Source organism: Hydrogenophaga sp. GW456-12-10-14-TSB4 (genome assembly GCF_059424305.1).
Genome location: NZ_JBWKZH010000041.1, coordinates 24,591 through 36,125, shown reverse-complemented (window position 1 = coordinate 36,125; position 11,535 = coordinate 24,591). Strand labels below are relative to the sequence as shown.

General features: G+C 60.2%; 10 protein-coding genes. 6 read left to right on the top strand and 4 right to left on the bottom strand.

Translation table 11 applies throughout. From position 1 onward, the window contains the following. Position 1 precedes the first annotated feature (1 nt). The 6 genes from AC07ZS_RS19195 (at position 2) to AC07ZS_RS19170 (ending at position 7,262) form a co-directional block, all read left to right on the top strand. Positions 2-1,735, top strand: coding sequence for a helix-turn-helix domain-containing protein (locus AC07ZS_RS19195; protein ID WP_494800123.1), 1,734 nt, complete (start codon positions 2-4; stop codon positions 1,733-1,735). Positions 1,736-1,805: 70 nt separating this feature from the next. Further along, the gene (locus AC07ZS_RS19190) at positions 1,806-2,237 is read left to right on the top strand and encodes a hypothetical protein (RefSeq protein ID WP_494800122.1); all 432 of its coding nucleotides are present in this window, start codon (positions 1,806-1,808) and stop codon (positions 2,235-2,237) included. 71 nt (positions 2,238-2,308) lie between these two features. Further along, complete coding sequence (locus AC07ZS_RS19185; protein WP_494800121.1) at positions 2,309-2,653, top strand: peptidyl-tRNA hydrolase; 345 nt, start codon at positions 2,309-2,311, stop codon at positions 2,651-2,653. A 1,269-nt stretch (positions 2,654-3,922) separates the two neighbouring features. Beyond that, positions 3,923-5,485 carry a recombinase family protein gene (locus AC07ZS_RS19180; RefSeq protein ID WP_494800120.1) on the top strand — a complete coding sequence of 521 codons (1,563 nt, stop codon included), beginning with the start codon at positions 3,923-3,925 and terminating at the stop codon, positions 5,483-5,485. After that, complete coding sequence (locus AC07ZS_RS19175; RefSeq protein ID WP_494800119.1) at positions 5,482-6,384, top strand: ParB N-terminal domain-containing protein; 903 nt, start codon at positions 5,482-5,484, stop codon at positions 6,382-6,384. The genes AC07ZS_RS19180 and AC07ZS_RS19175 overlap by 4 nt, the downstream gene beginning before the upstream one ends. After that, positions 6,381-7,262, top strand: coding sequence for a plasmid partitioning protein RepB C-terminal domain-containing protein (locus tag AC07ZS_RS19170; RefSeq protein ID WP_494800118.1), 882 nt, complete (start codon positions 6,381-6,383; stop codon positions 7,260-7,262). The genes AC07ZS_RS19175 and AC07ZS_RS19170 overlap by 4 nt, the downstream gene beginning before the upstream one ends. 361 nt (positions 7,263-7,623) lie before the next feature. On the opposite strand, the gene AC07ZS_RS19165 is transcribed toward AC07ZS_RS19170, so the two are convergent. The 4 genes from AC07ZS_RS19165 to mhpA are packed head-to-tail and all read right to left on the bottom strand — an operon-like array spanning position 7,624 to position 11,532. Next, positions 7,624-8,277 carry a 3-oxoacid CoA-transferase subunit B gene (locus tag AC07ZS_RS19165; RefSeq protein ID WP_494800117.1) on the bottom strand — a complete coding sequence of 218 codons (654 nt, stop codon included), beginning with the start codon at positions 8,275-8,277 and terminating at the stop codon, positions 7,624-7,626. A 14-nt stretch (positions 8,278-8,291) separates the two neighbouring features. Then, positions 8,292-8,993, bottom strand: coding sequence for a 3-oxoacid CoA-transferase subunit A (locus AC07ZS_RS19160; protein WP_494800116.1), 702 nt, complete (start codon positions 8,991-8,993; stop codon positions 8,292-8,294). Further along, a complete protein-coding gene (locus tag AC07ZS_RS19155) occupies positions 8,990-10,036 on the bottom strand; it encodes an NAD(P)H-quinone oxidoreductase (protein ID WP_494800115.1) in 1,047 nt (348 codons plus the stop codon). Before AC07ZS_RS19155 ends, AC07ZS_RS19160 begins: the two co-directional genes overlap by 4 nt. Then, positions 10,033-11,532, bottom strand: coding sequence for a bifunctional 3-(3-hydroxy-phenyl)propionate/3-hydroxycinnamic acid hydroxylase MhpA (gene mhpA, locus AC07ZS_RS19150; RefSeq protein WP_494800138.1), 1,500 nt, complete (start codon positions 11,530-11,532; stop codon positions 10,033-10,035). Before mhpA ends, AC07ZS_RS19155 begins: the two co-directional genes overlap by 4 nt. Positions 11,533-11,535 lie beyond the last annotated feature (3 nt).

Here is an 11,535-nt window from a genome sequence, read left to right as displayed (position 1 = left end):
AATGAGCTCTTGCAATAAACCGGACCACATCACTAACCTCCGCCAGGAAGGCAGCAGTAGTCCAGCTGCACTGGCCGAAGTGAGTCGGGAGATTTCAGCGGGTGTAGCACCCGATCTGCACGGTCAGTTACTGATTCGTCCAGTGAGGGAGAGCGACGAGTGCCAACTCGGCTACTGGCATCGCGTTGCTCACGAAAACGGCTTGCGCGAGACAAAGCTGCTTGCGAGAACGCTGGGCATTCGGTCTTCTGCGCAGCTTCGGGTCTGTTCAACTTGCTTGCGCGAGGGGTCGGTGCACTGGTCAGAGTCATGGAAGTCGAGTTTTCTGCCGATCTGCCCGATTCACCAGGTCTGGCTTACTGATGAATGCTCCGCCTGTGGGAGCCAGATCAAGTTTGCTTCCAGCAACCTGCAGACGTGCAAGTGTGGTGAGCCATTTGGACGGTTGGGAGACGCCCCTATCGAAGTTGAAGTTGCGCGTGCTCTGCATCGGGGTGACACACCTCATGAAGTTCTGATCTGGCTGGGTGCACTCGCTCACTTTGGGTTAACGGCCAAGCCTCAAAAGCGGGCAGCTGTTCGCCGTGTTGCGGTGCAACGAACCTTGGCCATTGCTGGCGCCAAGATTGCCAACGGGTGGCCCGCATCCTTTTCGGAACTGCTGGATCAGGTTCGCCAGCCACCACTCGCAACCGGTGTGCCCCAACTGGCGAGAGAGGCATTTCCCAATCTGAGCCGGATGGTTCGCGATCTTGCCTCGGACGCGTGGCGCAAGCGGGTGCAGGATGCGATGCACACGTACGTGATCCAGTCAGCCAGATCGATCAATCCCATCAGTACACCCACTGAGAAAGCGACTGAACTTCAGCCCAGTCTCAAGATGTTGGCGCAAGAGCTCAATGTCAGCCTGAAGCGCCTTTCGCGCCTGATCGACTCGGTTCCGGATGGGCATCTGTGCATCCGACGTGCCGGGAAAGGCAGGCGCAAACTGGTTGTCCGAGATGAACATCGCGAGATGTTGAAAGCACATCTCGACGACTCGCTCACCGTCGGACAGGCTGTCGACCTTCTGGGGATTCCACCAAGACGAGTCGCTGTGCTGATCGCCTCGGGCACGCTGCGCGCAAGTGGCGCGAACATCTCGCGAAGCTCGGTGCATGAGCTGACATGCATGGTGCTCGCGCGCGTCAGGACATCCGTCGCGATCGCGGGCACTGTGAGCTTGAGCGAGGCTTTCAGAAAGTGGATCCGCGCGCAGGATACGTGTGAATTCCTGGCGGCCATATGCGCTGGTGAACTTCGTATCTATTCTTCCGAGAAGTCCCCGCATCTGGGCGACTTGGATCTCAGCGTGAGGGAAGTTCGCGCATGGCGGCCGGCCGAAAGACACAAGCGAATGGACTGGCTCACCATCCCTCAGGCTGCGATTGTCTTGAAGCTCAAGCAAGAGGTCTTGTATGACTTGGTGAATCAAGGGTTGATTTCAACCCAGGTAAGGGACACGGGACGACGGGTCTCGCGCATTATTTGGTCGTCCGACCTCCGGAGGTTCCAGGAGCGATACGAGCCACTGGTCAACGCTGCGCGGCGCGCTGGTGTTCTATCGAGAAATGCTCATTCGTGGGCATTGAAAGAGCACCTTGAGCTCATCTCAGGGCCTTCAGTTGACGGTGCCCGGCAGTACTTTGTGCGCACGCAAGCACTGCCCCAGAGCGAGTTGTGGGAATTATCATGAGAGCCGACCTGGTGAACATTCGACGGGTGGATGGTCCCACGCCTCCTCCGACCCGGTCTGCGGGGGAACCATGACAAACCAACCAAATGATGGAGTCGGTGAAGTTGCATCGCCCGCTTGCTACGTTCTGCTGAGCTCCGCAGAGTTCGAGGAACGCTTGGTGCAGTCGCAGGCCAGTGGTCATGAATCAGCCAGGCAGCTTGTTCCTCTGGTGGCCGCCAGGACCACCGTGCGAGAAGAGGGGTACCCGGCGTTTCAGCTGGACAAGCGGCTGAATCAGCCAATGCTCGTGAAGCTGCGCGAGCTCTACAGGCTCCACCAAACTGCCGACGTTTTCGTCTGGGATTTCCTGCGCACCAGGCACAAACCATTGGGAGGCCTCACGGGTGTTGACTTCCTGTTGGACTACTTCACTCCTGAGATCGCAACCATGAGCCCTGGGGACCGAGAGGAGCACTTCCTGGAACTCGCGCTGGAAGAGATCGGTCGGCTCCAACAATAAGCCGGCCCGTCAGTCCCGTTTCACAACACCGTTCAAGATCTTTCGAGTTTCCGACCGCGAGAGCAGAAATCATGAAGATGTACATCTTGGTGCGAGACGACATCCCGCTGGGGTTCGCCATGGTCGCTGTTGCGCATGCATCCCTTGCCGGATACCTCAGGTTTCAGAATGAGCCCGAGGTACAAGAATGGCTCAGCGGCCCATTCTTCAAGGCCGTGTGCAAAGTGAACGCCAAAGAGTTCGCAAATGCGAAGCAGGTTGTTGACCACGTGGTGATCTCTGAATCCGCGCTCAACGGTCAAGAGGTCGCCATCGTCTTCAAGCCACGCCACGAATGGCCAAAGATGTTCAAGTTCTTCAAGCTGTACCGGGATTTTCCCGTGGCGAGTGCAGCTCCGCCAAGATCTAACGAGTAGCGGTCGGTCGAACGACGTTGCGACACTTCATGGGTACTTACGTGGGTCCGCTTTAAATGGAGTTGATTTTCTAACAGTGTCGGTTTTGCGTGAAAGGCCACACTGCGGAAGGCACATCGGTGATGTCAGTGAGCCACTTCTCGTTGGGCGCCGCGGCTTCGAAATCACACTGTTGAAGATCTTCTCAGGCGCTGGACTTATCTCACCGACGTAGGACGTGTAGCCTTCTAAATTCGTGATCCTCTCGGTCACCCAGTAGGAGCTAGGCTGTGCCGTTGATCACCTCGACAAAACGGCTTGACTCATCACGCGTAGCAGACGCCCATGACCCACTGCAACGCGGCCAGAAGACATCAAACTCCCACTCTAGCGATGCGACCGAGCGCTTCATTCGGAGGTAGAGGATTTGGGGACAAAGTCCTCAGGAAGGCGTGGCGCCATAGCTTGGTTAGACGCCCGATGGGCTCTGACAACCGGCGGTGCCCGCTTCGCTCGAACGCACCTTTCGGAATGCCTTCGACGACGGACTAATCCGAGCGGCAGCGCAGTGATTCCGTGATTTAGCGCGACGCATTTTTCCTATGCGCAAGCATGCTGGTAGGCGTCACAGGCTGCAGATCCTGCAACAACTACGACGGAGTTTGAGTATGGAAAAGCGCTGGTGCAGTGCCTGTGGTGAAGCGTTTCACCCTCAGCCTCAGGCCCCTAGTCAAACATATTGTTCGAGAGAAGATTGCCAGCGTGCACGAAAAAGGCTGTGGCAAAGAACCAAGCGAAGAACCGACCATGACTACCACGAGAATCAAGAGCGAGCGCAGGCGAGCTGGCGCCGTAAGAACCCCGACTATTGGCGTCGCTACCGCGAGAGCCATCCAACCTACACGGCGACCAACAGGCAAAAGCAGAAAGCTCGCAATGCAAGGCGCAAGGATGGGGCAATTGCAAACAGTGACGCGTCAGCGCCTTGGTTGCCAGAGACAGGCGTCTTCATACTTACGCAAATCGACGACACCTCGTCAGGCCATCACAGTCAGTGGATAGTTCATCTAGTGCGCTTGTCCTGACGCGATCAACGCGCCCACTCATTTTGCAAAGAGCTTGCAAAGAGAGGACTTTATCGGCGACATGAAGTAGTCCTGATATCTTGGTCCAAGTGACCTTGCACATGCGCGATTCGACTCAAGGGTGCCACCAGCGACGTCTCGAGCTCCTCACTTGAGTCACGCACTTCAAGGTCGGTCGCTGCAGCGCAGAGCAGTGAGAGACATCATGCAAACAGGCGAACTTCGGTCGTTGCAAGAAGGCCAAACAACTGTTCGGGCGGCCGAGTATGTGCGCATGTCTACTGAGCACCAGCAGTACTCAACACAAAACCAGGTTGCACGAATACGCGAATACGCCAAGCACCGAGGAATTGAGGTAGTCAGAACCTACGCCGATGAGGGCAAGAGTGGGCTGCGCATTACAGGGCGCCTAGCGCTTCAGAAGCTGATCAACGATGTTGAATCACGTGCCACCGACTTCTCAATGGTGCTTGTTTACGACGTCAGTCGCTGGGGCCGATTCCAGGACGCTGATGAGAGCGCCTACTACGAATACATCTGTAAACGAGCAGGAATTCAAGTCGTCTACTGCGCAGAACAGTTTGAGAATGATGGGTCGCCAGTTTCGACTATTGTGAAGGGGGTCAAGCGGGCCATGGCTGGTGAGTACAGCCGTGAACTCTCTGCCAAGGTCTTCGCTGGGCAATGCCGGTTGATCGAGATGGGCTTTCGACAAGGTGGCCAGGCGGGGTATGGCTTGCGAAGGCTGTTGGTTGACCAAACGGGCGTAGCCAAGGGCCAGCTCGGGCGCGGCGATCACAAGAGCCTGCAGACGGACCGCGTCGTCTTGGTGCCGGGCCCTGACTCAGAGGTCCACCTCGTTAAGACGATCTATCGTTGGTTCGTAGATGACGGTCTGTCAGAAGCAGACATTGCTATCCGCCTGAACGATGCGTGCGAGCGCAACGCACAAGGACGGGAGTGGTCACGCGCGACGGTGCACGAAGTTTTAATCAACGAAAAGTACATCGGCTCCAACGTCTACAACCGGGTCTCGTTCAAGCTGCGAAAGCTACGCGTGGTCAACCCTCCGGAAATGTGGATCCGCAAGGAGAGTGCGTTCAGTCCCATAGTTGACAAGGAGTTGTTCTATACAGCTCAAGGAATCATCCGAGCCCGCTCTAGGCGTTTCACAGATGAGGAGCTCATCGAAAGACTCCGCAATTTGTATCGCCAGAAGAAGTCGCTTTCCGGTTTGATTATCAATTCCACAGAGGGCATGCCCTCCACCTCTGTATACGCCTACCGTTTCGGCAGCCTGATTCGCGCGTACCAGCTTGTAGGATTCACCCCTGCAAGGGATTTTCAGTACGTCGAAATCAATCGACTACTGCGTCGAATGCATCCAACCATCATAGAAGCCATCGAGGCGGAGATGACCGCGTTGGGTGGGGTAATTCAACATGAGCCAGCCTCAGATCTGCTGGTAGTAAACGACGAGTTCAGTGTCTCTCTGGTACTCGCCCGATGTCAGCAGCGCGAGTCGGGTGGCTTGTTCTGGAAAGTGCGCTTTGACAGTAGCCTCAGCCCGGATCTCACGGTCGCTGCACGACTGGCCCCAGGGAATGAAACCGTGCTCGACTACTACCTGCTCCCTCGAATCGACTTGAGCTTTCCCCAGATACACCTTGGGGAACGCAATCCAGTTGAACTAGAGAGCTTCCGTTTTGACAGCTTGGGCTATCTGCATGGCATGGCGGCGCGCACCCGCTTGCGGAGAGCCGCATGACTGAATCGCTCCCTCTGCCAGAGCTTCGGATGATTCCACTGGACAGGATTGAGGTTCTCAATCCTCGCGAGCGCAATCAACGCAAGTTCAACATCATCGTCGACAACATTGAGTCCGTAGGCTTGAAGAAGCCCGTGACCGTGACTCCTCGCCCGGGAAAGGACGGCGCTGAGCGCTATCTGCTGGTTTGCGGCGAAGGCCGCTTGAAAGCGTTTAAGCGTCTTGGAGAAGACCGCATTCCCGCACTTGTGGTTGATGTGTCCGACGAAGACGCGTTCATCATGGGTCTTGCTGAAAACATTGCACGGCGCCGACACAAACCTCTTGAACTTCTTAGAGGAGTCACTCTTCTCCGGGAAAAAGGCTGCTCCGTGAAAGAAATTGGTCAAAAAACAGGCCTACACGATACGTATATTCGCCACCTTCTGGAGCTCATAGCTAAAGGCGAGGAACGGCTCTTGGTAGCCGTGGAGCGAGGCCAAATTCCTATCACCACTGCCGCACTCATTGTCGAAGCCGGAGAGGATGACAAGGCTATCCAGTTGGCGATGCAAGATGCCTATGAAGCGGGCGAGTTGCGAGGGGCGCAATTGATTCATGCGAAGAAGCTCGTCGAGCGACGGCAGTATCTAGGACGATCCATCACACAAGCACCTCCTCGAAAGATGGCCAAGATGACAACCTCGAGTCTCGTGCGGGCGTACAAGAAGGAGGTTGAGCGTCAGCGCGTCATGGTGCGCAAATCGACTTTGGTACAGCAACGGCTGTTTTTTGTCTTCGGTGCGTTGCGCAAAATGTTTGCTGATGAAAATCTGGTCAATGTGCTGCGTATTGAGGGACTAGACACCCTCCCAAAGTACCTCGCCGAACGTGTGACACGAGCAAGCGGACCGCTATGAGCACTGTTGCGCTGGGCTTTCTACCAAAGCCTTTGATCATCCCTGTCACGGCCATTCTTCCCTCGTCGAAACTCGACCCGAGCATCCTGGCGTCACGCAAGTTCGCACAAATTCGCGACTCAATTCTCGAGATCGGGCTCATAGAACCACTGGTTGTGACGGCCGTGGACCGCAAGGCGGGACACCACCTAGTACTGGATGGCCATTTGCGGTTGGAGGCAATGAAGAGTCTAGGACTTGTGGAGGTTCCTTGTCTCATATCTACAGATGACGAGTCTTTCACGTACAACAACAGAGTGAGTCGTTTGTCAACGATTCAAGAACACATGATGATTCGTCGCGCGATAGATCAAGGCATATCGGCAACCAAGCTAGCCAAGGGGCTGTGTGTCGATGTCACTTTGGTCATGAAGAAAAGTAACCTGTTGGACGGCATTTGCTCAGAGGTCGTGGATATTCTCAAAGACTGGACGTTCTCTACGGAGATCGCTCCTGTTCTTCGTCGAATGAAGCCAACTAGACAAGTGGAATGTGCCGAGTTGATGGTCTCGGCAAACAACGTAACGACGAGCTACGCACGCGCACTGCTCGCGGCGACTCCGCCTGAGCTGCGAACGCCAGGAAGAACGCAGATGCGTCCAGCCGGTATGTCTCAAGAGCAACTTGCTAGGATGCAAAACGAAATGTCGAATCTGCTTGGGCAGTACAAGATGGCCGAACAGTCTCATGGCGAGGACATGCTGAACCTGATGCTCGCGCGAGGCTACATCGTGAAGCTGATGGCAAACCCTAGGGTGATGCGCTACTTGCAGAACCACTATCAAGAGGTACTCGAGGAGTTCGCTCGGATTGTGGAAATGACGTCAATCGATGCTTGAACTTGCGGCCGCGCGTGGTCGCGCCCCCCCGCGCTCGACCCCAAACCACCTCTGGACTACGCTGCCCGACCACTCCCACCGCTACCAGCGTGTCGAGGTTGAGTGGCCGCTCAACGACTACCTGCGAAACTCGTGTTGGAACAGCGAGCGATCTATCTGTCGATGGAACTCAAAACCGCAAAAAAATCCTGCTTCCGCAGTTCGCTCCGAAAGCCAAGTCGCAAGAACTTTGGCAGCGAAGTAGGTCAGTCGCACCAACTTTGACCCGGCCCGGGTCAGCGCTTTGGCACGAGGTTCTGAAAGTCCTTGATTTCTAGAGCACGCCAGAGCAACTACTCTGGCGCCCTACGGCCTGGGCCGTTCACCCAGGCTCTTGACGCTTCACGGACAGACCGATCAGCTGTTCGAGTGTCTCGCGGTCCAGGCCGTCCACCGTGTCGATCAGGCGCAGACCATGGGACGTGCATTCGAGTGTGGCCAGGTCGGTGTAGACGCGTTTGACGCAGCCCAAGCCCGTGAGCGGATAGCTGCACTGCGCCACGAGTTTGCTCTGGCCTTGCCGGGTGAGCAAATCCATCATGACCCAGGTCTGGCGCGCGCCGACGGCGAGGTCCATCGCGCCGCCCACCGCGGGGATCGCATCGGGCTCGCCGGTGCTCCAGTTGGCCAGGTCGCCCTGTGCCGACACCTGAAATGCGCCGAGCACGCAGATGTCGATGTGGCCACCGCGCATCATGGCGAAGCTGTCGGCATGGTGAAAGAAACTGCCCCCGGGCAGCAGCGTCACCGGTTCCTTGCCGGCGTTGATGAGGTCGTAGTCCTCTTCACCAGCCGCAGGCGCGCGGCCCATGCCGAGAATGCCGTTCTCGCTGTGCAGCACGACCTCCATGCCCGGCGGAAGGTGGTTGGCGACCAGCGTGGGCATGCCGATGCCCAGGTTGACATAGGCGCCATCGTGGATGTCTCGAGCCACGCGCTGGGCCAGCTCGACCTTGGTGCGTCGTGTGTAGTTCATGGGTGGTTCCTCATTCAGGCCGCGGCTTTGAAACCACCCGCACGCGTCAGGGTGCGCGCGACGCACACCACCTGGCTCACGTGGATGCCCGGCGTGACCACGGTCTCGGGATCCAGTTCGCCAAGTTCGACGATCTCGTGCACGGTCGCCACCGTTGTTCGCGCGGCCGTGGCCATGACCGGGCCGAAATTGCGCGCGGCCTTGCGGTACGTGAGGTTGCCCCAACGGTCGCCGCGCTCGGCCTTGATCAACGCGAAATCGCCGTGAATGGGCGTCTCGAACACATAACCCCTGCCATCGATGACGCGCGTTTCCTTGCCTCTGGCCAGTTCGGTGCCATAGCCGGTCGGCGTGAAGAAACCGCCGATGCCCGCACCGGCCGCACGCAGCCGTTCGGCCAGGTTGCCCTGGGGCACCAGTTCGAGCTCGATCTGCCCCGCCCGGTACAGGCGATCGAAATGCCAGGAGTCGGCCTGGCGCGGGTAGCTGCAGATGATCTTTCGCACCCGGCCCTGGGCCAGCAGCGCCGCCAGGCCCTCGTCGCCGCTGCCGGCGTTGTTGCAGACGATGGTGAGGTCGCGTGCGCCTTGGTCCATCAGCGCGGCAATGAGTTCGGTGGGTTGGCCGGCGGTGCCGAAACCACCCAGCAGCAGCGTGGCGCCATCGGGCACGTCAGCCAATGCCTCGGCGGCCGAGGCAACGGTCTTGTTGATCATGGCGTTTCAGACCCGGTTGATGGGGTGCTCTCGGGGTCCACCACGAGCACGATCTTTCCGATGTGGTTCCCCGCCTCCATCACCCGGTGGGCTTGCGCTGCCTCGGCCAGCGGCAGCGTGCCGTGCACGACAGGGTGCACCCGGCGGCTGTGGATCAGAGGCCAGACGACGGACCGCAGGCGTTCGGCGATGGTGGCCTTTTCGGCATCGGGCAAGGGCCGCAGCAGCGAGCCTGTCACGATCGCCTCCTTGGCCATCAGGGCACGCAGCGGTGCCTGAAACACCGCGCCCGCACCGGGTGACAGGTGAACGATGCGGCCACGCCGTGCCAGCACGTCCACGTTGGCGGCGGAATACTGTCCACCCGACATGTCGAGGATGACATCCACCCCACGTCCCCCGGTGCGCTCACGCAGCACGCCGACGAAGTCCTCGCGGCGGTAGTCGATCGCCTCCCGAGCCCCCAGGCGCCGGGCAGCCGCCACTTTGTCGGGCGAACCACAGGTGACGTACACGGGATGTCCGAGGGCGTTCAGCACCTGGATGGCCAGTGTCCCCACGCCACTGGTGCCGCCATGGATCAGCACCGACTCGCCCGCGCCGAGGCGCGCGACCCCGAAGAAGTTGTGCCACACCGTGAAAGCCGCTTCGGGCAGGGCTGCGGCCTCCACCCAGCTCAGCCCTTGCGGCACCGGCAGCGTCTGGGCCGCTTGCGCGACCGCAAAGGGGGCGTAGCCACCGCCGTCGGTCAACGCGCAGACGGGTTGGCCCATGAGGCCAGCGGCCACACCGTGGCCCACGCCGACCACGGTGCCCGCGACCTCCAGGCCCGGAACGTCGCTGTGGTCTGGCGTGGGTCCGCGCCGCCGCTGGTTGCAGTCGTGCCGGTTGACACCGGCGGCCTTGACAGCGATCAGTACCTCGCCATCGCGCGGCCGTGGCACGGGTGCTCTATCGGGCTGCAGCACGTCGGGCCCACCCGCGGCGGTGATGCGCATCACGGTCTGTTGTTCCTGCGGATCGGCAGCCAGCACGGTCTTCATGCGAGGCCCTCACCGGTCACGAACTGCCGCACCATGGCCGGGATGTCGGCGGCGTGCGCGGCCGAGGCCGCAATGTGCCGGTCGGGACGCAACAACAGGGCTTCGCACCCCGCATCGTGCAACCATTGCTTCACGGCCCCGTCGCCGGCTTCGCGCAACACCAGCCGCTCACTGGCCAGGGCTGCGCACGTCCCCAGCGCCTCGGGCGTGGCCACCAGCGCAAACCGGTCACCCAGTCCGTCGTCGAAGCGACGCCCATCGTCCAGCATCGGCTGGGGCGCCACACGCCCGGCCACGGCGCCCCCTGCGTGCCAGCCCGGCCCCAGCGCGGGCTGGGGCGTCTTGATCACCAAGGGACTGGCGGCCATGCGGGCATCGCGCTCGCGCGCCACGTCCGGGTCCGTCGCCTGGATCACGCCCCCCAGGCGCACCGCCGTCTCGATGAACTCGCGCACGTGGGGCGATCGCTCGCTCTCGTACGTATCCAGCAGACGGGTCGGCAACTGGCCCTTGACCACCGCGGCCAGTTTCCAGGCCAGGTTGAAAGCGTCGCGGATGCCGGCACACATGCCCTGGCCCATGAACGGCGGGGTCTGGTGCGCCGCATCCCCGGCGATCAGCAGACGGTCCCGCCGCCAGCCGCGCGCCACCACCGAGTGGAAGGTGTAGACGGCAGGGCGTTCGAGCGTGGCCTCATGAGGCGCCACCCAGCGGGACAGCAGCGGCCACACCGTCTCGGGCCGCACCATCGCCACAGGATCGTCGCCCGGCATCAACATCAGTTCCCAGCGGCGGCGCTTGCCGACCCCGCGAACGTAGGTCGCGGGGCGCGCCGGGTCGCAGTACTGGATGCTGTGGTCGCCCAGGTCGGGCCGTTCGCCGTGAAGCAGCACGTCCAGCACCAGCCAGCGTTCGTGCGAATGCATGTCATCGAGTTCGGTGCCCATGAAGCGCCGCACCAGCGACCGGGCACCGTCGCAGCCCACCACATAGCGGGCGGCGGTTCTGAGCAGCCGACCCGATCGCATGTCCTCGACCCGCAGGACCACGCGGTCGTCCTGCGGCTCGATGGCGAACAGATCGTGCCTCAGACGAACCTCCACGTTGGCGTGGTCGCGCAGGCGCTTTCGCAGCGTCTCCTCCAGTTGGGGCTGGTGAAACCGGTAGCTGGGATGCCACCCCTGCGGGCCCAGGTCCTGCGGTCGGGTGTAGTCGATCAGCACGCGCCCCGCGGCGTCGACAAACTTCATGCCGGGCGAGACCAGCAGATCCGGGTACAGATCGTCGGCAATGCCCATGGCCTGGAAGGCCCGCATGCACTCGCCATCAAAATGAATGGCGCGGGGCAGGCGGTAGATGTCGGCTTCCTTTTCGAGGACCAGCACCTTGAGGCCCTGCTGGCCCAGCAGATTGGCCAGCGCGGCGCCACAGGGCCCCAGGCCGATGATGGCCACATCGTGCAAGGCATCGCCGCCGAACGCAGCGTCGTTTTCCACTTT